Raw genomic sequence first — 25,272 nt, 5'->3', positions numbered from 1 at the left:
TTCTGTATTTGACATTGTACTGGCGCGACGATATTTATATTCAGTTCAGGAACAACGACATCGCTATGCAAAATACTCAAGACTTAAAGCCGATTCACTATCGTATTCGCGTTGCAGTACCTGTACATTTATATGATTGCTTTGATTATCTAGTAACCGAAGATCAATATCAGCAAATTGAAGCGGGTAGCCGTGTATCCATTTCATTTGGGCGACAGAATTTAATTGGTATTGTGGTCGAGAAACTGCCTCCCGATGCCCCTTTAAACCCCTCATTTAAATTGAAATTAATTACAGAAATTTTAGATCATCAGCCCATCTTAGATGAGAAAGTTTTAAGTTTGTTGACATGGTCAGCACAATATTATCAATTCCCGATTGGCGAGGTGATGCAAAGTGCACTACCAACCTTATTACGCCAAGGAAAACCCGCCAACATTTTGCATCGGGTCTGGACACTCGTAGATCATCAGGCTGAAGATAAAATTAAACGTTCAGTAAAACAACAGGATGCATATAAAATACTCAAATTACATCCTCAAGGCACATCTGAGAATATTCTAAATTTGGCGGGCATCGAGAGTACGACATTAAAAGCACTTGAGCGCAAGAATATTTGTCAATGCACACTCGAAACACAAGATCTCACGGTAATGCCTGTCAGCTTGGCACAAATGCCATTGACTGCAAATGAGGAGCAAAAAAAAGCCATTGAGCGTATTTTACAAGCCCAACGGCAATACCATGCCTTTTTACTGGATGGTTTGACAGGTAGCGGGAAAACTGAAGTTTATTTACAAGTCATGGAGCAGGTATTAAAACAAGGTAAACAAGTGTTAGTTCTCGTCCCTGAAATTGGCCTTACACCTCAGACTATTAGCCGATTTCAGTCACGTTTTCATTGTCATATTGCTTTACTCCATTCGGGTCTAAATGATTCAAAACGCTTACAGGCATGGCAATATGCTCAAGCAGGTAAAGCTTCGATTATTTTAGGTACACGTTCTGCTATTTATACACCGCTGGCACGTTTAGGTTTAATTATCTTGGATGAGGAGCATGATTTATCATTTAAGCAACAAGAAGGGTTTCGTTATCATGCACGTGATGTTGCATTGTATCGAGCACATTTAGAAGGTTGTCCGATTATTTTAGGATCGGCAACGCCCAGTATTGATTGCTATGGTTTAGTTGCACAAGGTAAATTAACTCAGTTAAAACTCAATCAAAGAGCGGGATCGGCACGTATCCCGAAAATTCATGTCATTGACTTAAAAACCAGCCAAAAACAACACGGTATCAGTCAATTATTAATTAATGAAATTCAACAACGCTTGATCAAAAAAGAACAAGTCCTGATTTTTTTAAATCGACGAGGCTATGCACCTGTACTGATTTGCGAACAGTGCGCTTGGCAAGCAAAATGTCCCCATTGTGATGCGAACTTTACCTTACATCAACATCCTTATCCACATTTACACTGCCATCATTGTGGTACGATTCAGCGTAAACCAGAACACTGCCCCCAATGCCAACATCAAGAACTTAAACCGATTGGAATGGGAACGGCCAAAGTAGAACAACATCTCAATGAAATTTTTCCTGATTTTGATGTTATTCGAGTTGATCGTGACTCCACTCAGCGCGTAGGAAGCTGGCAAAAAATTTACGATCGGGTGCAAAGCAGCCAACCTGTCATTTTACTCGGTACACAAATGTTGGCTAAAGGGCATCATTTTCCCTATGTCACTTTGGTGGCTATTCTTGATATCGATGCAGGACTGTTAAGTGTTGATTTTCGTGCTCCTGAACGTACGGCACAACTCATTGTACAGGTTGCTGGCCGTGCCGGCCGTGGTGAAAAAAAAGGAGAGGTTTATTTACAGACCTTAAGACCAGATCATCCTTTATTAAATACCCTCATTAATCATGATTATCGTACCTTTGCCAAACAAACACTCAAAGAGCGTCAAGCCGCCTTACTCCCACCCTATCGTTATAGTGCTTTGATTCGCTGTGAATCAAAAAATCAGCAAAGCAATCAAGATTTTTTAAGCCAATATGCACAATATTTACGAACAGCATCCAATCATATTATTGATATTTGGGGACCAATACCTGCTCCAATGGAACGTAAAGCGGGCCGTTATCAAGCACATATGGTTTTATTCTCTCAAGATCGTGCACGATTACATTTTTATTTACGTCAATGCTGGCAAAATATGTTGCAGCAAAAACCTTCAAATATGAAACTCAGTTTAGATATTGATCCACAAGAATTAAGCTAAAATAGCTCAGCCTTTAGCGTATTTATCGATATTTAGACATGTCATATCATGTCGATTTTTCGCTCCCAATAACAATAGTTTAGGACGAAGCAATGCCGTTATTATTACAAGTGACTATTTTTCTTGGTGCAGCCTTACTGTTAGTACCTTTATTAAAAAGACTGGGGATTGCGACCGTTCTGGGTTATTTATTTACTGGGATTTTACTGGGTCCCAGTGTATTTAATTTGGCCAATAATCCCGCTGCAATTCAAGAAATTTCTGAATTGGGTGTGATTCTATTAATGTTTCTAATTGGCTTAGAATTACGTCCACAACGTTTATGGGCCATGCGAAAATCGATTTTCCTGATGGGCAGTGTTCAAGTCATCAGTACTGGCCTACTACTGAGTATTTTAATCTTTTTTGCATTCCAGCAACATTGGATTAGTAGTCTGGTGATTGGCAGTGCATTAGCACTCTCTTCCACAGCATTTGCCTTACAATTACTAACAGAAAAACAGCAACTCAATAGCACTTACGGACAACAATCTTTTTCAATTCTTCTCTTTCAAGATATGGCGGCAATTCCACTCATCGCCATCTTACCCTTATTGGCAGGCAATAGCTCGGCACCACATGGTATTGCCTATTTTGCTGCGATTATTGCGACATTTACCGGTTTATTCTTGTTTAGCCGTTACTTAATGCGTCCATTCTTCCGCTTCGTCGCACAAAGTGGCGCTCATGAACTGATTACGGCTGTCGGCTTATTTATTGTCCTAGCCGTAGTTGGATTAATGGATCTGTTAGGAATTAGCACCACCTTAGGTGCATTTCTTACGGGTGTACTACTGGCGGATTCTGAATTTAGACATGAATTAGAAGCCAGTATTGCACCATTTAAAGGTCTATTGCTTGGTTTATTCTTTATGGCTGTAGGCATGACCACCAACATTACCTTACTACTAGAATTACCATGGTTGATTATTGGCGCTACATTACTCTTGATCCTTATCAAAATGATGGTGCTTTTGGCGATTGCACGTTATTATCAATTCTCTTGGCGTAATAGTGTATTACTGGGTGCTTGTCTGGCTCAGGGCGGTGAGTTTGCTTTTGTGATCTTTAATGTGGCAAAAAGCGAAACAATCCTCAGTCAAAGTCTGTTCGAGCCACTAATTCTCATCGTCACACTTTCTATGGTACTCACCCCATTACTGTATTGGCTGGTGACACGATTATTAGATCGATTCTCACCTACACAGCCTATACCCGACTATGATCAAATTCCTGAAGAAGATACACATCATCCACTGATTATTGCTGGATTTGGCCGCTTTGGACAAATTATTGCACGTGTGGCCTATTTACAACATTTACACTTTACTGGCATTGATAATAATTTAGAGAAAATTGATTTTGTCAGAAATTATGGTGGTAAAGTCTACTATGGTGATGCCACTCAACCAGAAATATTGCGTGCTGCTGGCATTGAACATGCCAAATTGTTTATTTTAGCCATAGATGACATTGAAGACTGTATGAATATTGCTCGGCATATTCGTCTAAACTATCCAGATTTAAAACTATTGGTTCGTGCTCGTGACCGCCATCATGTTCATCTACTCCGTGATTTAGGTGTCGCTTATATTTGGCGTGAAACCTATCTTTCTTCTTTAGGCATGGCTTATCAAGCCCTATGTCAACTGGGTATATCGGCAGAAGATGCCTATAAAAGTATTGAACTATTTCGTGATTATGATGAAAAACTCTTGGCAGAGCAGCAATTGGTCTATACCGATGAACAGCAAATTTATAGCTCTCATCGTAATGCTTTGGCTGAACTGGAACATTTATTTGAAAATGATGCTCAAATTCGTGAACAACCGACCGGTGTCAATTTAAAACGTCATTTACCACCGCATCATATTGATGTCACACGAGATTCTGTAAACTAACTTGTGTTTTAAAAAATTGCCACCATCTAAGCAGGGTTATGGAGAATGCTATGTCTGATTTACGCCAACGTTTTTTTATTGAAAATAGCCCTGTTCGTGGTGAAGTCGTTCATCTCGAACATGCTTTACAAACAATACTTGCACAGCGCGACTATGCACCAGCAGTGCAAATTTTACTCGGAGAAATGTTAAGTGCAACAGCATTGCTGGCAAGTACACTCAAAATTAAAGGGCGTATTAGCTTACAAATTCAAGCATCTGGTCCATTAAAATGGGCCATGGCAGAATGTAATCATCTCGGTGAAATACGTGCATTGGCCGACTACGAGCAAGATCCTCGCTTTAATACAGCAGTAGACAGTAGCACGGTTCTTGAAACTTTAATTAAGCCCGTGTTATTTATCAATATTGAACCTGAAGTCGGTGAACGCTATCAGGGTATTGTTCCATTAGACCAACCTACTTTAGCTGGCTGTCTGATGCAATATTATGATTTATCCGCACAGATTCCAACACGTATTGTTTTGGCTAGCAATACAGTATCTGCCGCAGGTTTACTGATTCAATTATTACCACGTAATAATGAAGAAGAGCAAAAACAAGTGGATGAAGATCTCTGGCCACGACTCAACATGCTAACCGAAACATTAAAAGCTGAAGAGCTGTTAAATTTAGAAAGCAATGAAATCTTATATCGTCTTTACAATGAAGAAGATGTACGACTACCTGACATCGAACAGTTAAAATTTGGTTGTACCTGCTCTCAAGAACGCTGTGCCAATGCCTTAAAGCAAATCGGCGTAGAATCTGTACGTGAGACTTTAGAATATCAAAATCCAATTACCATGGATTGCCAATTCTGTAGTACACGATATTCTTTTACTGCAGAACAAGCATTGGCGCTATTTGGCGAGCATTTAAGTTAAACAATCATCATTGAAGCAAAAGCCAAATGAGTTATCCATATGTACCGTTTGGCTTAATATTTTTAACGTTAGTCCTAAAATATACATACTTTATGCGCTATATATCTAATATGGTCAGCATAAAACACGATGATTCGATTGAAGCAATGGTGCCAGATCACCTTTATCTGACTATAGAATTTAATATTGTATAGACAGATGCTGATATCGAGATGATTTGAAACAATAACATACATAGATGTGCTACTATTTTATTCAATAAATATGATAAAAATAAGAAGAAGATTATATAAATAATGATGGAATTATGGCAAAAAATTATTATGATGCTTTGGGTGTTGCAAAAGATGCATCTCCTGAACAAATAAAAAAAGCATACCGTAAGCTAGCAAAAAAATACCATCCTGATATCAGCAAAGAAGATGATGCTGAAGCACGTATGCAAGAAATTAATGTCGCTTACGATACCTTAAGCAATGAAGAAAAGAAAAAGCAATATGATTTTGAACTAGAACATCCAGAAGGCTTTAATCCTTTTGGTCAAGGTAGACAAGGTCATTCAGGCTTTCAACAAAACCAATATTATCATTACGGTGCTGATGATCAACAACATGATTTCTCAGGATTTGAAGATATTTTTGGTCGATTTGGTGCTGGATTTGGTGGTTCAAACTATGACTATCAACGTAGCCAGCGTCAACACAATCGAAGTTATCAAGGTGAAGACCAGCATGCCAGTCTCGATGTAGATTTAGATATTGCTTTTCATGGTGCAACACAAAATATTACCCTACAAATTCCAACAATGAATGGCTACGGAGAAGCTGAGATTCAGCGTAAAACGCTGCAGGTAAAAATTCCGAAAGGCATGAAAGATGGCCAACAAATTCGTTTATCAGGACAAGGCCAATCCGGCATTAATGGCGGAAAAAATGGTGATTTGTATATTGAAATCCACTATATCAATACAGATAAAGTTCGAGTAGAAGATGCCGATATCTATTTGAATGTAGACATTACACCTTGGGAAGCAGCATTAGGCCAAGCAATTGAAATCACAGTACCTGCTGGTAATAAAGTCCAAGTCAATCTACCCAAAAATACACGTACTGGACAGCAACTACGCCTTAAAGGACAAGGGATTCCACATAAAACACCTGGAAACCTATATTTGATTTTAAATATTGTCAATCCACCTGCAAATAGTGAAACAGAACAAGCCGCATATCAGGCTTTTGCAGAAGCATTCTCTCAATTTAAGCCTCGTCAATCTTAAGGAGCAAGTCATGACTACTATTCATTATCGTGAAGTTATTTATGACGATTGTATTGAAGCACAAATCGTAGATGAGCAAATTTGTTTTGATCTAGAACGTTTTTCTCAAGCATGTGGTCAAAGCCCAGAATGGATTTTACAACTGCTCGAATACGATATTCTTCCCAATCGACCAGATGAGCGAATTCATCAGTTCTTTGGTGATGATGTCACCCGTGCACGGCGTGCATATCGTTTACAACGAGACTTTAATGCCAGTTTAACTGCCGTTGCCATGATGCTTGATTTAATTGATGAAGTTCAACAACTACGACGTCAAGTAAAACATTTTCCAATGTAATATTGATATATACCCCGTTTCGCATGCCAATGTGCATGCGAAATACGTCTGTTATTGATTAGTTTTTTAAGAGGACGACTATACTCATGAAATTAAAAGAATATAATAAAAAGTATAAACATATGTTTCCTGAATTCAGGGACATTATTGCGCACCTGAGAGAAGAAAATCCGCATTTTGCAAAAATTTTTGAAGAACATGACAGCTTAGATAAAGAAATTAGTCAACTGGAACAAAATCCCATTCACTTGATTAACGATAATATTGAATTATTAAAAAGAAAAAAACTGCGACTTAAGGATGAAATTTATCAGTTACTGAAAGACAAACAGCAACAGTTGGAATAAACCAGACTTGTGCATAGTGACGTATACAAAATTTAGGCACAAAAAAACCGCAATTAAGCGGTTAATTCTTCAAGTGGTGCGCTCAGAGAGATTCGAACTCCCGACCCCTTAGTTCGTAGCCAAGTGCTCTATCCAGCTGAGCTATGAGCGCGACGTCTTGATGTGGCATATCATACAGGATTTTTTAGATTTGTTAAATTTTTTTTCTATTATTTGTTTTAAGTGTGTAGTATTTAAACACCATGATGTAGATTGATTTAAATTTATTCGATTTATACTATAAATCAACGCTATGTCGATCATTTAATCGCTTGAGATCAAGATCTGTTGAGCAATGGAGATGAATCTCAAAACTCATCTGTGTAGACCAGAGATAGAAAATAGATCGATGTAAATGTTTTATTCAGTCAGATGACCAACTCGACTGATCATCTCAATTAATCCTGTGATTAGTTTTAGTTTTAGTTTTAGTTTTAGTTTTAGTTTTAGTTTTAGTTTTAGTTTTAGTTTTAGTTTTAGTTTTAGTTTTAAACCATAGCATCAGATGCTTATGATGAATTATAAATAAGTCTAAATAAATTTTAGATACAAAAAAACCGCAATTAAGCGGTTAATTTTTTAAGTTGGTGCGCTCAGAGAGATTCGAACTCCCGACCCCTTAGTTCGTAGCCAAGTGCTCTATCCAGCTGAGCTATGAGCGCATTACTTATTTACCTTACGGTATACGTTAGTTTTAATTTACTTATTGGTGCGCTCAGAGAGATTCGAACTCCCGACCCCTTAGTTCGTAGCCAAGTGCTCTATCCAGCTGAGCTATGAGCGCGATATAAGTAAAGTTGGCGGTGAGAGAGGGATTCGAACCCTCGATACAGTTGCCCGTATGCATCCTTAGCAGGGATGTGGTTTCAGCCACTCACCCATCTCACCGTAACGTGCCGCCATAATACAAACTTCGTGGCATGACTGCAAGCATAGAGTCTCGAAAATTTGTATTTTTTTACTCAATTAAATACTTTTTAAGCAATTTCGACTAAAAACAGCATTAAGTGATTAAAAAATGTCATATCGTCATGCGACAAAACGACATTTCATCTTAAAATTAAAATTAACTTGACGATATTACATCAATAACGTGCAGTATTGCTTTACATGTCTTATGCTAACTCTAATCTCTTCTTACTTGAAGCCAAAGAAATTATGAAAAATTGGGTCGATCCAGAAGCAAAAGCTGAAGCGGAACGCTATGAAAATCCAATTCCTAGTCGTACGCTTATTTTAGAAACGATTGAAAAATCTACACAGACTTTATCTCATACTGATTTAGTGGAACAATTTGACATTGTTGATCAAAAAAGTATTGATGCATTAAATCATCGTCTGATTGCCATGGTTCGTGATGGCCAACTGGTTAAAGATGGTTATAAATTTCAAATTGCAGCAGAATTACCAACGCATGAAGCCACCGTTTATATTAATAATAAAGGCATCGGTGTAGCGCAAATCAGTGCGCAAGAAAGCTTATTATTACCCGAGCGTGAACTCCGTTTAGTCTTTAACGGGGATCGTATCAAAGTAAGACAAACTTCGATTGATCGTAAAGGTAAAGCATGGGGCTTTATTGCTGAAGTGATGCAACATCGTGTCAAGCAGATTATTGGCAAAGTGGCGATGCATGACGGCGAATATTTTATTCAACCTGCTGCACCTAATGCACATCAGCCGATTACTTTAGAAAAAGAACTGATCGCACATGCCAAAATCAATTTAGGTGATGCTGTACGTATTGCGATAGATGATTATCCAACCCGAGAAGCATTTGCAACAGGTCATATTGTTCAATCAATGGCAGATAAAGCAGACACAGAAATCATTATTCCTCAAACGATTCTAGAGTTTGGCCTGCCATATGAATTTCCAGATGAAGTCATTCAAGAGGCTGAACACTTTAAAGAACCCAATGCACAAGACTGTCAGGGCCGTATCGATTTACGTGACCTCCCACTCGTCACTATTGATGGTGAAGATGCCCGTGACTTTGATGATGCAGTCTATGCAGAAAAGCGCGCTGGTGGCGGTTATCGTGTCATTGTTGCGATTGCCGATGTCAGCCACTATGTACGCCCTCATCATCCATTAGATGATGAAGCTCAGCAACGTGGTACCTCTGTATATTTCCCTCATTTCGTCTTACCTATGCTGCCAGAAGCATTATCAAATGGACTATGTTCACTCAATCCAAATGTTGATCGCTTATGCATGGTTTGTGATTTAAAGCTTTCACGTGCAGGCCGTGTGACAGGTTATGAGTTTTATCCATCTGTTATGCATTCCAAAGCACGTTTAACCTATACTCAGGTTGCAAAGTACTTTGATGGTGATAGCGATGCGATTCCAGCAGATCGTGACGTCACTAAATCACTCAATACTTTATTTCAACTCTATCAAGTACTCAAAAATTTACGTGCACAACGTCATGCCATGGAGTTTGAAACTGTTGAAACCTATATGACCTTTGATGAGCTTGGGGGTATTGAGCAAATTTTGCCACGTACACGTAACGAAGCACATAAATTAATTGAAGAATGTATGTTGCTGGCAAACGTGGCGGCTGCCGAATATGCTTTAAAAAATGATATTCCAATGCTGTATCGCGTGCATGAACCGCCAGAATTTTCACGTATCCAAAAAGTACGTGATTTCGTTAAACTTTTAGGCCTTCATTTTCCAGAGCAACCGACGCAGCAAGATTATCAAGCGGTTATTGAAGCCACTAAAGATCGCATTGATGCACCTAGTATCCATGCCGTATTATTGCGCTCAATGATGCAGGCCTATTATGGCGCAAATAACGCAGGTCACTTCGGCTTAGCTTATGATGCATATACGCATTTTACCTCGCCTATTCGTCGTTATCCTGATCTATTATTACATCGTGCTATTAAAGCGCATCTAAAACAAAAACCAGCGCCAATTTCAGGTGCCGCTTTAGATGCTGCTGGCGAACATTTCTCAGCGACAGAACGTCGTGCAGATGAAGCATCACGCTCCGTGACGACATGGTTGAAATGTCACTATATGCAGCAGCATTTAGGTGAGGAGTTTATTGGACATATTTCTGCTGTCGCTGAATTTGGTCTCTTTATTACCCTTAAAGACTTATATGTCGATGGTATGGTTCATGTCAGTCAATTAGGCGATGACTATTTTGTTTTTGATCAGGCCAGTCAAACTTTGGTTGGACAAAATCGTGGACAAGTCTTTGGCTTAGGTGATGAAGTTAAAATTAAAGTTGCTGCTGTCTATCTAGAGGAACGTAAAATTGATTTTGAACTCCTGCAGCAACTTAGTCATGCAGGACGTACCATTCGTAGTCGAGCACCACGTGTCAGCAAAACAGCAACAACGCGAACAGCCGTTAAAGAGGAGGTTTTTGCTGCATCAGCTAAGGCTCAGCCTGCACAGCTCAGCGAAGATGGTGAAGCAGTCATTCGCAAGAAAAAGCGTAAATCAAAACCAAGCTCTTATAGTCAAAAACCGACTAAAAAGTCAGCAGCTCAATCAGATGCAAAAGACAAAGTAAAGAAAAAGAATAAATTAAAAAAGAAAAAGTCGAATGCAAAAAGCAAAGATGCTTAATGGCGCAAGAGGATAGGCATATTTGTCTATCCTCTTCATCCCATCATTGTCATTTAATGCACAATATCCATTAAAAAAAAGCCATATTCTTGGGGAAAAATATGGCTAAAATGAGACAAACTCGCAAGAGCTTGCTTACACCAGCATGCGAGATTTTTTAGCCATACGAAAGACTTTTTTTGTAATTTTCACTGCATAGTTTTGTATTGAATTGATATCAAATTTGCATCTGCAGCATGATCTAACTCGGCGATATGATGATGTTTGATCATCAAAACGAATAGCCATGACATCCATCATGATGTCGATCAAACGTATAATCAACACGATCATCCTTACTGAGGATAAATGCTACTTAGCCAATAGTCGTGTAAAATGTCTTAATTCACTGTTTATTCTATATTTTATTCTAATATATGAATGCTGCTGATCTGACTATTGTTACCATAATCTCCCTATCATCACTACCCATCATATTTTAAAAAAATTTAATTTAATCAAGTGTTTAAAAATATAAATCATATCATATCCACCTTATTACCATCAGAATATTCAATCCAGCATCCTTCTCTAAGTTATTTAAAAATAGATATTTTTTATAGCTCATCGATGTTTTTATAAGTGAAAATATATCTTAGTGCTTCAACTGACGCATGTTATACAATCTCAACAATGCTATAGATGTTGATTGAAAATATGACCAAAATATCGAAATATGATATTTGGATTATTATTGCTGGGTATTTAGCCGCAATGAATGTCGGTAAACTCTCACCTATTATCCCAATCCTACAACAAGAACTAGGGTTAAGTTTTACCCAAGCAGGGTTCTCACTGTCTTTGGTACAAGGTGCAGGAATGCTATTTGCCTTAACCATTGGTGCCTTCTCAGAAAAAGTGGGCTTAAAACGTTGTCTTATTGCTGGCTTAATCATTTTGGGCTGTAGCAGTTCGGCTGGTTTTTTTGTTGATAATGTCATTTCACTATATATTTTTCGCTTTGGTGAAGGCATTGGCTTTCTTATGGTTTCAATTTGTGCTCCAGCGATTTTAAAACGCATCAGTAGTGCAGAAACACTCAACTTTAAACTTGGCTTATGGAGCTCTTATATGGGCGTAGGGGTAAGTTTAGCGGTATTTAGTATCCCGATTTTCTTAGAATGGTTCTCATGGCAAGAAGTTTGGGTCATGCTAGGTCTGATCAGTTTTGCACTAGCATTGATTATTTACCACTTACTTCAGCTAGATCAGCCTGTACAACAACAGCAACAACACAGCTCTTTTTGGGAAATTTTTAAAATTACCGCCACACATCCACCGGTTTTATGTTTGGCATTCATTTTCTCATGTTATACAGGTCAATGGATTACGGTGGTCGGTTTCTTACCCAGCATGTATGTTGCAGAAAATATTTCTTTTAAGCTCGCAGGGATACTGGTTTCCATTGTGGTCATTGCCAATTTAATTGGCACCTTTAGTGCTGGTACCTTATTACAAAGAGGAATCGCGCCTGCTCGCTTATTAAGTGTTGGCTTTATCAGCATGTTGGTCACCAGTTTTATGACCTTTGCTGCCACAGCGTGGCTGGCTTTTGAATGGCAATATATTGCTGCAATTTTATTTTCCTTATTGGGAGGACTCATCCCCACCACCGTATTTGCCATTACCTTAAAATACGCACCACGGGCCAATGCAGCAGCAGCCAGTGTTGGTTTAGTGTTACAAATTTCAGCCTGCGCACAGTTTTTAGTCCCTCCACTGAGTGCTGCGGTGGTTTCTCACTCACAGCAATGGTCACAAATCGCATTCATCACTGCTATTTTATCCTGTATCGGTTTAGCAATGACCTATATCTTATTACGTTTTTACGCAGTGAAAAAATAAGCAAAAACACCGACCTAAAAATCGCCTAATCCACTGTGTTTAGGCGTAAAATCCACAGAAAAGAAAATATAAAACCGATGATTGAACTTGATTTATCTGTCTCAGACCCGACATTCATTATTAATATCAGTCATCCATGAATCTCGCCATCATGACATTAGAAAAAGCAACATTGCCTGTTCCACAGTTTGATCAACTTTCTTTAGATCAATTAAAACAACAAATCGAATATGATATTCAACAAGGACAACAATTCTTAACGCACTTAACTGCCATTCCTGCATCACATACTGCACAATTAGCGGTATTACAACAGGTTGATCAGCTTGAAAATCATCTTAATGAATCTTGGGGAATTCTTTCGCATCTCAATGCGGTAATGAACAATAGCGAAACACGTGAAATTTATCAGTCACTGTTACCCGAATTAAGTGCTTATTATACCGCGCTTGGCCAACACCATATTCTATATCAAACCTATCAACAGATTCATGATGATCAAGCGTTCCATACACTTCCTGCTGCACAGCAAAGCGCTATTCAATTGGCCTTACGTGACTTTAAACTGTCTGGTGTCGCCTTAACAGGAGCCGCAAAACAACGTTATGCTGAAATATCTGCACGTTTATCTCAATTGGCTGCAGATTTTTCAAACCATGTGCTCGATGCCACACAAGCATATTATCAGCCTTTAAATCCAGATCAATTACAAGGCTTACCAGACAGTAGTATTCAGCTCTTAATACAATATGGCGAACAACATCAACTCAATCAACCTGTGGCGACTTTAGATATTCCTGCTTATTTAGCGGTTATGACCTATGCTGAGAATCGTGATTTACGCGAAACATTATATCGGGCCTATACACAACGTGCATCAGAACTGGGTGGACAGCCTGAATTTGATAATAGCCCGATTATGGAGGAAATTTTAAATCTACGCCAAGAAATGGCACAGTTATTAGGTTTCCAGCATTACGCTGAATTATCATTGGCCAGTAAAATGGCACCTGATGTAGATACAGTAGCACAATTTTTAATGGATCTTGCTCAACATGCACGTCAGCCTGCTGAACAAGAGATTGCAGAAATTCAAGCGATTGCAGCCTTAGATGGCATTGATCAACTGCAGGCTTGGGATATTGCATTTTATGCCGAAAAATTAAAACTCCAACAATTTAACTTATCTCAAGAAGCCCTAAAACCCTATTTTCCAGTACATAAAGTATTACAAGGACTGTTTGCGATCGTCAATCGTTTATATGGGATTGAAATTATTGAGCGCAAAGCAGCGGTATGGCATCCAGACGTACGCTATTTTGAACTTGAAGAAAAAGGACAAGTGCTTGGTGGGTTCTATTTTGACCTTTATGCACGCAGTGGCAAACGTGGTGGTGCATGGATGAGTGGTTTCCGCTCACGTATGCAGACCACAACAGGTTTACAACAGCCGATTTGTTATATGGTCTGTAATTTTACGCCACCTGTCGCTGGAAAAGCAGCCTTACTGACCCATGATGAAGTGATTACCTTATTCCATGAGTTTGGTCATGGTTTACACCATTTGTTAACTGAAGTTGATTATATTTCCGTGGCAGGAACACATGGTGTTGCATGGGATGCTGTCGAATTACCAAGCCAATTTATGGAGTTCTGGGCATGGGATCAACACAGTTTAGCGTTACTGAGTGAACATATTGAAAGTAAAGAAACGCTCACACCTGAATTACTTCAAGCATTATTGGATGCTCGCTTTTTCCAATCCGGCATGCAAAGCTTACGTCAAATTGAATTCGCACTTTTTGATTTAAATATTCATCAAGCCAATCCAAGCTTAAATGCTCAACAGATTCAACAAACCTTAAATGATATTCGTCAAAAATATGCTGTAGCACCGACTACGGCACAAAATCGTTTTCAGCATAGCTTTAGCCATATTTTTGCTGGAGGATATGCTGCGGGCTATTATTCTTATAAATGGGCAGAGGTTTTGGCAAGTGATGCTTTTGATCGTTTTGAACAAGAAGGAATTTTTAATACACAAACTGGACAACAATTTAGACAGTTTATTTTAGCCGTTGGTGGTAAAGATCAGGCACTTGATGCATTTATAAATTTTAGAAAGCGTGAGCCTAAAATTGATGCATTATTACGTCATCAAGGTTGGACGAACCAGTCTAAAAATGCGTAAACTAAGCACCTAATTTTAACCGAGGTAAGCATGATGAATCTAAAACGCCGTTTTATTGCTGGAGCAAAATGTCCAAAATGTCAGGCTGTAGATCGAATTGTCATGCTTAGCTCTGCTGATGATGAATGGATTGAGTGTATTGAATGTCACTATAGTGAAAATCGTCCAACATATGTTGAACAACCAGAAGTCCCCACTATTGCTGATGAAATTGGTGTGATACAATTTAAACCTAAACCATTAAAATAATTATACCTATTATCCATGCAATTCAATTATTCCTATAAATCAGTGCTGTGCTGGGGGATCGTAACCCTATTATTGATCATCATGATCATATATATGGGTTATAGCCAATACGTTCACCCCACAATGAACAAAGATCTTGTTATCGAAAATCATGCCGTTACAGAACAGCAGCCCCCTGCTTTACCAGCAACAACAGCCAAAGCGGCTTTGCCCGTCAGAATCTCAGTCCTAATCCCTGAACAGATCCTAAAGCAACCTCTACCTCAAACAACACTTCTCGCCCAGGATGAGATCAGCAGATTGGATGATATTCAACAACAGTTGCTTGAGCAACAAAATACATTAAAGCAGCAAATTCAAGAAGCTGATCAATTAATTCAACTCAAACAAGAACAAATCAGTATTTTAGAGCAGCAATTAGCCACGATAAGTTAGCTTAACCATATTAAGATGAATGATACGATTAACCTGATCAATTGCTAAATTCAGCTACACTGCACAATCATATTTTACTGCATAGTCGTATATCTCTTTCAAATCCTGCAACACACATTCTAAAGGCCATCAGTTATTTATTGCTTCGGCATTGTTATTTTCGGTGATGAGTATATGTATACGTTTTGCCGCTTACTCAGTCGATAATGCTACGATTGTATTTTTTAGAAATTTTATCGGCTTATTTATTTTCTTACCTTTTATGCTGTTTATTCAATATCAATATTAAAACAACTTTGCTAAAACGCGTAATTTTTTCCATTGTTGTACAGAAAGTTGATCAAACCAGATCACCATACGCCGATGCTGGGAAGATTTAAAAAGTACCACAATATACAACTGATGATTCACTATCGCCTTAATGCTTACGCGAGCAATTGCTGTCGATCGAGTCGAAATCAAGGTCCAATCATGATGATCTAATTGTTGAAAAACAGTCACTTGTGCAGCTTGAATATGCAGATAAAAATGCAGTGTAGCAATGATTAAACACAATAAAAACCAGCCTAAAGCTAACACTTTAAATAAAATAAATGACATAAAAATAAGAAGCAATATTTGAAACACAATCGCAAAACGACTGCGTTTCAAATAAAAAGTATTATGCACCGTGTACATAATGTTTTAATTTTTGAATAAAGACTTTTAACTCCGGTCGTGGAGGTTCTGAGACTTCCATAAACCAGTCTAATAAATCAGGATCTTCTTGTGCCACCAGTTCAGCAAACATTTGCTTTTCTGCTTCATCAGCCTTTAAATAATAATTTTTAACATAAGGATCAAAATAGACATCAATTTCTTTCAATCCTCGACGTGCACGATAAACCACTTTACGTTCTTCTAGGCTAATTTCATCTACCATCAATTTATTCTCAACAGACAATACTATGAATAAGTTTAACCCAGCCAATAAAAAGTTTCGATGTATTTATCTTTGTCCACATTCAGTTGCTGCTTAAAGCATAGATTACTGACTCATCATTGATATGAACCGTCATTCTAAATACGAAACTTTTTTAAATATTAATAGTCATCGAAATTGTAACTCAGTATAAAACCAACACTGGCACGATTATTGTTTTTAGTATCCTAAAATAGACTTAAGCTGCCGAATAGATTTTGTGTCAAGGCTCGGCTAGTGCTTAAATTGAATCTGGGCGCATAAAAAAAGGTCGGTTAAATTAACCGACCTTTTTTTGAACAACTGTATGGCTCAACGAAATTAATTAACTTCGCGATCTACGAGTTCAACGTAAGCCATCGGTGCAGCATCACCTGCACGGAAGCCCGCTTTAAGAACACGTAGATAACCGCCGTTACGTTCTTTGTAACGAGGGCCAAGAACGGTAAATAATTTACCAACAGTTGCTGCTGAACGAGTACGAGCAAACGCTAGACGACGGTTTGCTACAGTATCGTTTTTAGCTAAAGTGATTAAAGGCTCTGCAACGCGGCGAAGTTCTTTCGCTTTAGGCAAAGTTGTTTTAATTAACTCATGCTCAACTAAAGCATTGGTTAAGTTTTGAAACAACGCCTTACGGTGGCTGCTTGTACGGCCTAATTTCACACCACTATTACGATGACGCATGGTGATAGTCCTACTTAATTAACGGCTACGATAGGCAAAACGATCGTCCATACGTAAACTAGCTGGTGGCCAGTTCTCTAAACGCATGCCGAGCTGTAAGCCCTTAGAAGCCAGAACATCTTTGATCTCTGTAAGCGATTTTTTACCAAGGTTAGGTGTTTTAAGTAACTCAACCTCAGTGCGCTGTACAAGATCACCAATGTAGTAAATATTTTCTGCTTTCAAACAGTTAGCAGAACGAACAGTAAGCTCTAGATCATCTACTGGACGAAGCAAAATTGGATCAACTTCTTCACGTGGTTCTTGAGCAACAGGTGTTTGATCTTTCTGAAGATCAACAAAAATTGCAATTTGTTGTTGCAAAATTGTTGCCGCTTTGCGGATTGCTTCTTCAGGATCAACCGTCCCGTTGGTTTCAAGATCAATGACCAATTTATCAAGGTCTGTACGTTGTTCTACACGCGCATTTTCTACGGTATAAGACACACGTTTAATTGGGCTATAAGAAGCATCTAATTGCAAACGACCTACAGGGCGAGTTTCGCCTTCAGGGAAGCGTGAATCAGATGTTTCATAACCACGACCTTGAGCAACTTTCAAGCGCATTTTTAATGAGCCTGAAGCACTTAATGTGCCGATCAAATGTTCAGGGTTGACCACTTCAACATTATGAGGTAAGCGAAGATCTGCAGCTGTTACGTTGCCAGGACCTTGCTTCTCTAATGTTAAATAAGCTTCATTTTGATCGAACAGCTTAATAGACAATCCTTTCAGGTTCAGCAAGAGCTCGACGATGTCCTGCTGCAAGCCTTCCAAGGTACTGTACTCGTGCTCAACACCCTCGATTTCAACTTCAACCACAGCTGCGCCAGGTAAAGAAGAAAGCAGGATGCGACGTAAAGCATTACCAAGAGTATGACCAAAGCCACGCTCTAATGGTTCTAGAATAACTTTTGCCGAGGTCCCATTAACCGCTTCGACCTTGATCGCTTGCGGAGTTAGAAACTCATTTGCAGTACGCGTCATTATTGCTACCTCAAGGATTATTTAGAATACAATTCTACAATCAAGCTTTCGTTGATTTCAGCAGGTAAATCAGAACGATCTGGTGCAGCTTTAAACGTACCTTCAAGTTTAGAATGATCTACGTCCATCCAAGAAGGAATACCACGTTGAGTTGCTAATTCAATTGCGTTTTTAATACGTAATTGTTGTTTAGCACCTTCGTGAACTGCAATGACATCACCTGCTTTAACTTGAATAGACGCAATGTTAACACGACGGCCATTTAAAGTAATTGAGCGATGAGATACAAGCTGACGAGCTTCTGCACGTGTAGAACCAAAACCCATGCGATAAACGACGTTATCTAGGCGGCTTTCAAGCAATTTCAACAAGTTCTCACCTGTTGCACCTTTAACACGAGCAGCTTCTTTATAGTAGTTACTAAATTGACGCTCTAACACACCGTACATACGACGTACTTTTTGTTTTTCACGTAATTGTAGTGAATACTCTGATTGTTTTGCGCGGCTTTGACCATGTTGGCCAGGAGCTTTCGCATGTTTTTTAGTCTTAACGTCAAACGGTTTAACGCCTGATTTAAGTTGCAGGTCTGTCCCTTCGCGGCGAGAGAGTTTGCATTTTGGACCAATATAACGAGCCATGAATGTTTCTCCTTACACGCGACGTTTTTTAGGTGGACGGCAACCGTTGTGAGGGATTGGAGTCACATCGGTAATGCTATTAATTTTATAACCCACTGCACCTAAAGCACGAACCGCAGATTCACGACCTGGACCAGGACCTTTCACAAGGACGTCCAAGTTTTTCAAACCGTAATCTTGAGCTGCTTTACCAGCAACTTCAGCAGCTACCTGAGCAGCAAACGGAGTTGATTTACGTGATCCACGGAAGCCTTGTCCACCAGAGGTAGCCCAAGCCAGTGCATTACCTTGACGGTCGGTAATAGTCACAATGGTGTTATTAAAAGAAGCGTGAATGTGTGCAACACCTTCAGAGACGGTACGGGTGACCTTCTTGCGTGTGCGAGTATCTTTAGCCATCTTTTAGCTTCCAGAAATCTTATTTCTTAATAGGTTTGCGCGGACCTTTACGGGTACGTGCGTTAGTTTTGGTGCGTTGTCCGCGAACAGGCAAGCTGCGACGATGACGAAGACCGCGGTAGCAGCCTAAATCCATTAAACGTTTAATGTTCATGGAAATTTCGCGACGTAAGTCACCTTCGGTAGGAACCTTAGCAACTTCAGCACGAATCGCATCAAGCTGAGCATCATCTAATTCACGAATTTTAGTAGTCGGTAAAATACCTGCAGCAGCTAAGATATTCTTAGCAGTGTGGCGACCAATACCAAAGATATACGTGAGAGAGATAACAGCATGCTTGTTATCCGGAATGTTTACACCGGCAATACGAGCCATTCAAATTTCTCCAAAAAGGCAGTAGAGATAATCAACCGCCCCACAAAAATCTTGAGGGGCGGATAATAACCTAATTAGCCTACTGAAATCAACAGGTCTTTATTAATCAGATTAACCTTGACGCTGCTTATGACGAGGTTCAGCGCTACAAATTACGCGAATAACCCCATTACGACGGATAACTTTACAGCTACCACAAATTTTCTTTACAGAAGCTTGTACTTTCATGATGAAACCTCTAAGTGCGCTTATCCCTTAGGATGAGCAGTCGTTTTTCTCATTAATGTTTGACTATCATACTGATGCGACGTTAAATGAGCTTGTAGCTGAGCCATAAAGTCCATTACAACAACTACAACAATCAGTAATGATGTTCCACCTAAACTAAATGGTATTCCAAATGAACTTTGCAGAATCATTGGCATCAAACAGATAATTGTAATATACATCGCGCCAATAAAGGTCAAACGATTGAGAATATGATCTAAGTAACGAGCAGTTTGCTCACCTGGGCGTATTCCAGGTACATAAGCTCCGCTGCGTTTTAGGTTTTCTGATACTTCTTTTGGACTAAATACTAGTGCTGTATAGAAATAACAGAAAAAGATAATTAACGCACCAAAGAGCACCAAATACAACGGCTGTCCAGGCGACAATACCAGTGCCAAATCTTGCAGACTACGTTTAATAAATCCTGCATCAGGATCTGCACTTCCAACCCACTGACCTAAACTCGCTGGGAACAAGAGCAATGAACTTGCAAAAATTGCTGGAATCACACCCGCCATATTAATTTTTAATGGCAAATGTGTTTGCTGTGCAGTGAATACACGACGGCCCTGCTGTTTTTGCGCATAATTGACTGGGATACGACGTTGTGCTTTTTCAATAAACACAATCGCAGCCAACACAGCCAGTGATAATACCGCAAATATTGCCAAACCGATTAAACTAGACTGACCATTATCGATAGATGAAAAAGATTGCAAAACTAAATTTGGCAATCCAGCAACAATACCGGCAAAGATGATCATGGAAATACCATTACCCACCCCACGCTCAGTAATTTGTTCACCTAACCACATCAAGAACATTGTACCTGCAACCAATGACGTCACTGCGGGTATATAAAATGCTAGCCCGTCAGTCAAGGTAATGCCTTGACTAATCAGACCCGCACACATACCAATAGACTGTACGAGGGCAAGTAGCAGTGTACCTTGTCGTGTATACTGGCTAATCTTACGCTTACCTTGTTCACCTTCTTTTTTTAAGGCTTCCAATGAAGGAACGACTGTTGACATCAACTGCACAATAATCGATGCAGAGATATATGGCATAATTCCAAGCGCAAGAATTGACATACGCTCTAATGCACCACCAGAGAACATATTAAACAAACCAAGAATCGTACCTTGGTTGGCATTAAATAAATTCTCAAGCGCTGCATTATTGATGCCTGGTACTGGAATATGCGCTCCTAGTCTAAAGACCAACAATGCACCAATAAGAAACATCATTCGTCGAATAATTTCACGGTATTTCACATGAAATGGTTGACCCTTCATCATGTTAACATGACCCGAAGAACTAGGAGACATAGACACTGGGAATTACTCCTCGACTTTACCGCCAGCAGCTTCAACAGCAGCTTTAGCGCCTTTAGTCACAGCAACACCTTGGATAGTGAACGCACGAGTAACATCACCAGAAAGTACGATACGAGCACGAAGCATATCTTTACGTACAACATTCGCTGCTTTTAATGTTTCTAACGATACGATATCGCCTTCAACTTTAGCAAGCTCAGATAAACGTACTTCAGCAGTTTTTAGTGCTTGTTGGCTAGTGAAACCGAATTTAGGTAAACGACGATAAATCGCAGTTTGACCGCCTTCAAAGCCTGGACGTGTACCACCGCTCTTACGTGAATTTTGACCTTTGATACCACGACCACCAGTCTTACCAACGCCAGAACCGATACCACGGCCTAAACGAAGGTTTTCACGTTTAGCACCTTCTGCAGGTGCAATTGTATTTAAACGCAGAGTCATGGCTTATTCCTCTACACTAACCATATAGTAGACTTGGTTGATCATACCACGGTTAGAAGGCGTATCTTGCACTTCTACAGTATGACCAATACGACGCAGACCTAAACCTTTCAAGCTCAACTTGTGATTTTTCAAGCGATGAGATGCAGATTTAGTCTGGGTAACTTTAATCGTTTTCATGATTGATTACCCTTGAATTTCTTCTACTGTTAAACCACGTTTCGCAGCAACTTTCTCAGGAGAAGTCATATCACGCAAACCTTTAAAAGTTGCGTTTACTACGTTAGCAGCGTTAGTAGAACCATAACATTTAGTTAATACGTTACGTACGCCAACAGCTTCTAGAACTGCACGCATAGCACCACCAGCAATTACACCAGTACCTTCAGAAGCAGGTTGCATGTAAACGCGGCTTGCACCGTGACGAGCATTAATAGGATGTTGAACAGTACCGTCAACAAGGTCAATCGTAATCATGTTACGACGAGCAGCTTCAAGTGCTTTAGAAATAGCAGCTGGAACTTCACGCGCTTTACCACGACCAAAACCTACGCGACCATTACCATCACCCACAACAGTTAATGCTGTGAAAGAGAAGATACGACCACCCTTAACAACTTTGGCTACACGATCAACGGCAACCAGCTTTTCAACAAGACCTTCGTTTTGTTCAACTTTAGCCATGATTAGAACTCCAAGCCGTTTTCACGAGCAGCATCAGCCAAGGCTTTGATACGACCATGATATTTAAAACCAGAACGGTCAAATGCAACTTTAGTAACACCAGCTGCTTTAGCACGCTCTGCGATTAAAGCACCTACTTTTTTCGCTGCTTCGACGTTACCAGTTGTTGCAGCACGTAAAGTAGCATCTAAAGTTGAAGCTTGCGCTAAAACTTTGCCACCATCTGCTGAGATAACTTGAGCATAGATGTGACGCGGAGTGCGGTTTACACACAAACGAGTCGCACCCAATGCACGAATGTGCAAGCGTGTGCTTTTCGCACGACGCAAACGGGATTGTTTCTTTTCGTTCATAAGAACCTCGCGCCTTATTTCTTCTTAGCTTCTTTACGAAGAACAACTTCGTCAGAATAACGAACACCTTTACCTTTATAAGGCTCTGGCGGACGGTAACCACGGATTTCAGCAGCAACTTGACCTAAAGCTGCTTTATCAGCAGATTTAAGTACAATTTCAGTTGCACTCGGAGTTTCAGCAGTTACACCTTCAGGAAGGTTATAGTCAATCGGGTGAGAGAAACCAAGGTTAAGGTTAACAACGTTACCTTTTACCGCAGCTTTATAACCAACACCGATGAGTTGTAACTTACGTTCGAAGCCTTCGCTTACACCTTTAACAAGGTTGTTAAGCACAGCGCGAGCAGTACCAGCCTGCATCCAAGCGTCTTTAGACTCTTTTACAGGAGCAATGACTAATGTACCGTCTTCCTGTTTTAGCTCGACCAGCGCATGCAGGTTGAAAGACAATGTACCTTTACTGCCTTTCACTTCGACCTGCCGGCCGTTCTGAGTAACTGTTACACCATTCGGTACAGTTACTGGGGCTTTAGCCACACGAGACATGAGGAATCACCTATTAAGAAACAAAAGCAATAACTTCACCACCGATACCTGCAGCACGTGCAGCGCGATCAGTCATGATGCCTTTGCTTGTAGAAACAATTGCAATACCTAAACCTTGCTTAACGCGAGGAAGACTATCTTTACCGCGATACTGGCGAAGACCTGGACGGCTTACGCGCTTCACAGTTTCGATAACTGGTTTGCCTTCAAAATATTTTAACGTAATTGTTAAAGTTGCTTTACCTTCAACGTCAGCAACTTCTACGCTAGAAATGTAACCTTCTTGTTGAAGTACGTTGGCAATTGCAACTTTCAACTTAGAGTTTGGCATAGAAACAGTTTGTTTCTTCGCCATTTGCGCGTTACGAACACGAGTTAACATGTCGGCAACGGTATCTTGCATACTCATTTATGGTGCTCCTTACCAGCTTGCCTTAACAACGCCCGGTACATCACCTTGCATTACTGTATCACGTAATTTGTTACGGCTTAGACCGAACTTACGGAAGTAACCATGAGGACGACCAGTCAAACCACAACGGTTACGTAGACGTACTGGAGATGCATTACGAGGTAATGCTTGTAATTTTAACATCGCTTCGAAACGTTCTTCGTCACTCGCGTTTACGTTTGCAATCGTTGCTTTTAATTCAGCACGTTTTGCAGCGTATTTCGCAACAGTAGCTTCGCGTTTCAATTCGCGATTAATCATACCTTTCTTAGCCATATCGACCTCTTATTTGAACGGGAAGCCGAAAGAACGCATAAGCGCACGGCCTTCGTCATCGGTGCGAGCAGTCGTAGTAATGGTAATATCCATACCACGAATACGATCGATTTTATCAAAATCGATTTCAGGGAACATGATCTGTTCCTTAAGACCCATTGAGTAGTTACCACGACCATCAAATGATTTCGCAGAGAAACCACGGAAGTCACGGATACGAGGGATCGCAATCGAGATCAAACGGTCTAAGAATTCGTACATACGTTCGCCGCGTAAAGTTACTTTACAACCAATCGGCCAACCATCACGGATTTTAAAACCAGCGATTGATTTGCGCGCTAAAGTTAACACTGGCTTTTGACCAGCAATAGCTTGCATATCAGAAAGAGCACCATCAAGGAGTTTTTTGTCAGCAGCTGCTGCACCAACACCCATGTTGATAGTAATTTTAGTGATGCGAGGGATCTCCATCACATTCTTAAGACCCAATTGTTCTTGTAATTGAGCTTTAAGTTCGTCGTTGTAACGTGTTTTAAGTCTGGCCATTGCCCATTCAACCTATTACTTCGCTACCGCCACTGCTTCACCATTTGATTTATAAACACGAGTTTTCGCGCCTTCAATCACTTGGTAACCAACACGGTCAGCCTTTTGGGTTGTAGCATTAAAAATTGCCACGTTAGAGATATGAAGCGTAGCTTCCTGAGTTACGATGCCGCCTTCAGCGCCAGTAACACGGTTCGGCTTTTGATGCTTCTTAACCAAGTTAAGGCCTTCAACCTTAACACGGTCATTAGAAACGGACAAAACAGTACCCTGTTTGCCTTTTTCTTTACCTGCGATCACAATTACTTGATCGCCTTTTTTAATCTTAGCCATGATTGCCTCTTATAGAACTTCAGGAGCCAATGAAATAATTTTCATGAACTGTTCAGTACGAAGTTCACGAGTCACTGGTCCGAAGATACGAGTTGCAATCGGTGCTTTGTTGTTATTTAAAATAACAGCAGCGTTATCGTCAAAACGGATTACTGAACCATCTGGACGACGGATACCGAATTTTGTACGAACAACTACAGCATTCATCACGTCACCTTTTTTAACACGTGCACGTGGAATCGCTTCTTTTACAGTAACTTTAATAATGTCGCCAACAGAAGCATAACGACGATGTGAACCACCAAGTACTTTAATACATTGTACGCGGCGAGCACCACTGTTGTCTGCTACGTCGAGCATAGTTTCGGTTTGAATCATTGCCCTACTCCAAAACCGAGCATCACCGGTCACAATTTCGAAAGGCT

General features: G+C 39.9%; 30 protein-coding genes, 4 tRNA genes and 1 pseudogene. 12 read left to right on the top strand and 23 right to left on the bottom strand.

The genetic code is table 11. The features are described 5' to 3' along the window. Positions 1 to 65: 65 nt before the first annotated feature. The 6 genes from QSG86_RS06440 to QSG86_RS06415 all read left to right on the top strand — a co-directional run bounded on the left by QSG86_RS06440 (position 66) and on the right by QSG86_RS06415 (position 7,117). Positions 66 to 2,288, top strand: coding sequence for a primosomal protein N' (locus QSG86_RS06440; RefSeq protein WP_317030732.1), 2,223 nt, complete (start codon positions 66 to 68; stop codon positions 2,286 to 2,288). Positions 2,289 to 2,380: 92 nt separating this feature from the next. Continuing rightward, positions 2,381 to 4,228: a monovalent cation:proton antiporter-2 (CPA2) family protein gene (locus QSG86_RS06435; protein ID WP_317030731.1), complete on the top strand. Its 1,848-nt coding sequence runs from the start codon at positions 2,381 to 2,383 to the stop codon at positions 4,226 to 4,228. Positions 4,229 to 4,278: 50 nt separating this feature from the next. Further along, entirely contained in the window at positions 4,279 to 5,154 is an 876-nt protein-coding gene (locus QSG86_RS06430) for an Hsp33 family molecular chaperone HslO (RefSeq protein ID WP_317030730.1), read from the top strand. Between the two features lie 307 nt (positions 5,155 to 5,461). Further along, on the top strand, positions 5,462 to 6,430 hold the full coding sequence (locus QSG86_RS06425; protein WP_317030729.1) for a DnaJ C-terminal domain-containing protein: 969 nt from the start codon (positions 5,462 to 5,464) through the stop codon (positions 6,428 to 6,430). A 10-nt stretch (positions 6,431 to 6,440) separates the two neighbouring features. Then, positions 6,441 to 6,770 carry a chaperone modulator CbpM gene (locus QSG86_RS06420; protein WP_317030728.1) on the top strand — a complete coding sequence of 110 codons (330 nt, stop codon included), beginning with the start codon at positions 6,441 to 6,443 and terminating at the stop codon, positions 6,768 to 6,770. Positions 6,771 to 6,856: 86 nt separating this feature from the next. Then, positions 6,857 to 7,117 carry a YdcH family protein gene (locus QSG86_RS06415; protein ID WP_317030727.1) on the top strand — a complete coding sequence of 87 codons (261 nt, stop codon included), beginning with the start codon at positions 6,857 to 6,859 and terminating at the stop codon, positions 7,115 to 7,117. A gap of 74 nt (positions 7,118 to 7,191) precedes the next feature. Here QSG86_RS06415 and QSG86_RS06410 read toward each other — a convergent pair. The 4 genes from QSG86_RS06410 to QSG86_RS06395 form a co-directional block, all read right to left on the bottom strand. Further along, positions 7,192 to 7,268: transfer RNA gene (locus QSG86_RS06410), tRNA-Arg, on the bottom strand. 473 nt (positions 7,269 to 7,741) lie between these two features. Then, positions 7,742 to 7,818: transfer RNA gene (locus QSG86_RS06405), tRNA-Arg, on the bottom strand. Positions 7,819 to 7,863: 45 nt separating this feature from the next. Continuing rightward, positions 7,864 to 7,940 (bottom strand) — tRNA-Arg (locus QSG86_RS06400). Between the two features lie 14 nt (positions 7,941 to 7,954). Beyond that, positions 7,955 to 8,044, bottom strand: a tRNA-Ser gene (locus tag QSG86_RS06395). A gap of 267 nt (positions 8,045 to 8,311) precedes the next feature. On the opposite strand from QSG86_RS06395, the gene rnr reads away from it, so the two are divergent. From rnr to QSG86_RS06365, 6 genes and pseudogenes are all read left to right on the top strand, one after another. Continuing rightward, entirely contained in the window at positions 8,312 to 10,753 is a 2,442-nt protein-coding gene (gene rnr, locus QSG86_RS06390; protein WP_317032687.1) for a ribonuclease R, read from the top strand. A 696-nt stretch (positions 10,754 to 11,449) separates the two neighbouring features. Beyond that, entirely contained in the window at positions 11,450 to 12,637 is a 1,188-nt protein-coding gene (locus tag QSG86_RS06385) for an MFS transporter (protein WP_317030726.1), read from the top strand. Between the two features lie 136 nt (positions 12,638 to 12,773). Continuing rightward, positions 12,774 to 14,828, top strand: coding sequence for a M3 family metallopeptidase (locus QSG86_RS06380; protein WP_317030725.1), 2,055 nt, complete (start codon positions 12,774 to 12,776; stop codon positions 14,826 to 14,828). Positions 14,829 to 14,858: 30 nt separating this feature from the next. Beyond that, the gene (locus QSG86_RS06375) at positions 14,859 to 15,077 is read left to right on the top strand and encodes a YheV family putative zinc ribbon protein (RefSeq protein WP_317030724.1); all 219 of its coding nucleotides are present in this window, start codon (positions 14,859 to 14,861) and stop codon (positions 15,075 to 15,077) included. 123 nt (positions 15,078 to 15,200) lie between these two features. Continuing rightward, positions 15,201 to 15,512 (top strand): hypothetical protein, encoded by a 312-nt coding sequence (locus QSG86_RS06370; protein WP_317030723.1) that lies wholly within the window; start codon positions 15,201 to 15,203, stop codon positions 15,510 to 15,512. Between the two features lie 89 nt (positions 15,513 to 15,601). Beyond that, positions 15,602 to 15,777 (top strand): annotated as a pseudogene (locus QSG86_RS06365) (EamA/RhaT family transporter); the annotation flags it as partial. Positions 15,778 to 15,797: 20 nt separating this feature from the next. Here QSG86_RS06365 and QSG86_RS06360 read toward each other — a convergent pair. From QSG86_RS06360 to rplN, 19 genes are all read right to left on the bottom strand, one after another. Beyond that, a complete protein-coding gene (locus tag QSG86_RS06360) occupies positions 15,798 to 16,112 on the bottom strand; it encodes a hypothetical protein (protein WP_317030722.1) in 315 nt (104 codons plus the stop codon). Between the two features lie 61 nt (positions 16,113 to 16,173). Continuing rightward, positions 16,174 to 16,434: a succinate dehydrogenase assembly factor 2 gene (locus QSG86_RS06355; protein WP_317030721.1), complete on the bottom strand. Its 261-nt coding sequence runs from the start codon at positions 16,432 to 16,434 to the stop codon at positions 16,174 to 16,176. A gap of 360 nt (positions 16,435 to 16,794) precedes the next feature. Next, on the bottom strand, positions 16,795 to 17,160 hold the full coding sequence (gene rplQ / locus QSG86_RS06350) for a 50S ribosomal protein L17 (RefSeq protein ID WP_067669349.1): 366 nt from the start codon (positions 17,158 to 17,160) through the stop codon (positions 16,795 to 16,797). An 18-nt stretch (positions 17,161 to 17,178) separates the two neighbouring features. After that, complete coding sequence (locus QSG86_RS06345) at positions 17,179 to 18,186, bottom strand: DNA-directed RNA polymerase subunit alpha (protein ID WP_317030720.1); 1,008 nt, start codon at positions 18,184 to 18,186, stop codon at positions 17,179 to 17,181. A 17-nt stretch (positions 18,187 to 18,203) separates the two neighbouring features. Beyond that, a complete protein-coding gene (gene rpsD / locus QSG86_RS06340) occupies positions 18,204 to 18,827 on the bottom strand; it encodes a 30S ribosomal protein S4 (protein WP_317030719.1) in 624 nt (207 codons plus the stop codon). Between the two features lie 12 nt (positions 18,828 to 18,839). After that, a complete protein-coding gene (gene rpsK, locus QSG86_RS06335; protein WP_054580362.1) occupies positions 18,840 to 19,226 on the bottom strand; it encodes a 30S ribosomal protein S11 in 387 nt (128 codons plus the stop codon). 19 nt (positions 19,227 to 19,245) lie between these two features. Then, positions 19,246 to 19,602, bottom strand: coding sequence for a 30S ribosomal protein S13 (rpsM, locus tag QSG86_RS06330; protein WP_317030718.1), 357 nt, complete (start codon positions 19,600 to 19,602; stop codon positions 19,246 to 19,248). A 111-nt stretch (positions 19,603 to 19,713) separates the two neighbouring features. Further along, entirely contained in the window at positions 19,714 to 19,830 is a 117-nt protein-coding gene (gene rpmJ, locus QSG86_RS06325) for a 50S ribosomal protein L36 (protein WP_000867907.1), read from the bottom strand. Positions 19,831 to 19,850: 20 nt separating this feature from the next. Then, entirely contained in the window at positions 19,851 to 21,170 is a 1,320-nt protein-coding gene (gene secY / locus QSG86_RS06320; protein ID WP_317032686.1) for a preprotein translocase subunit SecY, read from the bottom strand. Positions 21,171 to 21,215: 45 nt separating this feature from the next. Further along, positions 21,216 to 21,656, bottom strand: coding sequence for a 50S ribosomal protein L15 (gene rplO, locus QSG86_RS06315; protein WP_317030717.1), 441 nt, complete (start codon positions 21,654 to 21,656; stop codon positions 21,216 to 21,218). Positions 21,657 to 21,659: 3 nt separating this feature from the next. Beyond that, positions 21,660 to 21,836 carry a 50S ribosomal protein L30 gene (gene rpmD, locus QSG86_RS06310; protein WP_004786899.1) on the bottom strand — a complete coding sequence of 59 codons (177 nt, stop codon included), beginning with the start codon at positions 21,834 to 21,836 and terminating at the stop codon, positions 21,660 to 21,662. Positions 21,837 to 21,842: 6 nt separating this feature from the next. Continuing rightward, positions 21,843 to 22,340 (bottom strand): 30S ribosomal protein S5, encoded by a 498-nt coding sequence (gene rpsE, locus QSG86_RS06305; protein WP_317030716.1) that lies wholly within the window; start codon positions 22,338 to 22,340, stop codon positions 21,843 to 21,845. Between the two features lie 2 nt (positions 22,341 to 22,342). After that, positions 22,343 to 22,693, bottom strand: a complete 351-nt coding sequence (gene rplR, locus QSG86_RS06300) for a 50S ribosomal protein L18 (protein WP_317030715.1) — start codon at positions 22,691 to 22,693, stop codon at positions 22,343 to 22,345. A gap of 14 nt (positions 22,694 to 22,707) precedes the next feature. Next, a complete protein-coding gene (gene rplF / locus QSG86_RS06295) occupies positions 22,708 to 23,241 on the bottom strand; it encodes a 50S ribosomal protein L6 (RefSeq protein WP_317030714.1) in 534 nt (177 codons plus the stop codon). Between the two features lie 13 nt (positions 23,242 to 23,254). After that, positions 23,255 to 23,650, bottom strand: coding sequence for a 30S ribosomal protein S8 (rpsH, locus tag QSG86_RS06290; RefSeq protein WP_317030713.1), 396 nt, complete (start codon positions 23,648 to 23,650; stop codon positions 23,255 to 23,257). Between the two features lie 12 nt (positions 23,651 to 23,662). Then, positions 23,663 to 23,968, bottom strand: coding sequence for a 30S ribosomal protein S14 (rpsN, locus tag QSG86_RS06285; protein ID WP_317030712.1), 306 nt, complete (start codon positions 23,966 to 23,968; stop codon positions 23,663 to 23,665). 9 nt (positions 23,969 to 23,977) lie between these two features. After that, positions 23,978 to 24,514 carry a 50S ribosomal protein L5 gene (gene rplE, locus QSG86_RS06280; RefSeq protein ID WP_317030711.1) on the bottom strand — a complete coding sequence of 179 codons (537 nt, stop codon included), beginning with the start codon at positions 24,512 to 24,514 and terminating at the stop codon, positions 23,978 to 23,980. A 15-nt stretch (positions 24,515 to 24,529) separates the two neighbouring features. After that, complete coding sequence (rplX, locus tag QSG86_RS06275) at positions 24,530 to 24,847, bottom strand: 50S ribosomal protein L24 (protein WP_317030710.1); 318 nt, start codon at positions 24,845 to 24,847, stop codon at positions 24,530 to 24,532. A gap of 9 nt (positions 24,848 to 24,856) precedes the next feature. Further along, positions 24,857 to 25,225: a 50S ribosomal protein L14 gene (gene rplN / locus QSG86_RS06270; RefSeq protein WP_001982634.1), complete on the bottom strand. Its 369-nt coding sequence runs from the start codon at positions 25,223 to 25,225 to the stop codon at positions 24,857 to 24,859. Positions 25,226 to 25,272 lie beyond the last annotated feature (47 nt).

This window comes from Acinetobacter sp. SAAs474 (assembly GCF_032823475.1).
Taxonomy (GTDB): Bacteria; Pseudomonadota; Gammaproteobacteria; order Pseudomonadales; family Moraxellaceae; genus Acinetobacter.
The sequence above is the reverse complement of the archived record's forward strand: the minus strand, read 5'-3'. Positions and strand labels throughout refer to the sequence as shown.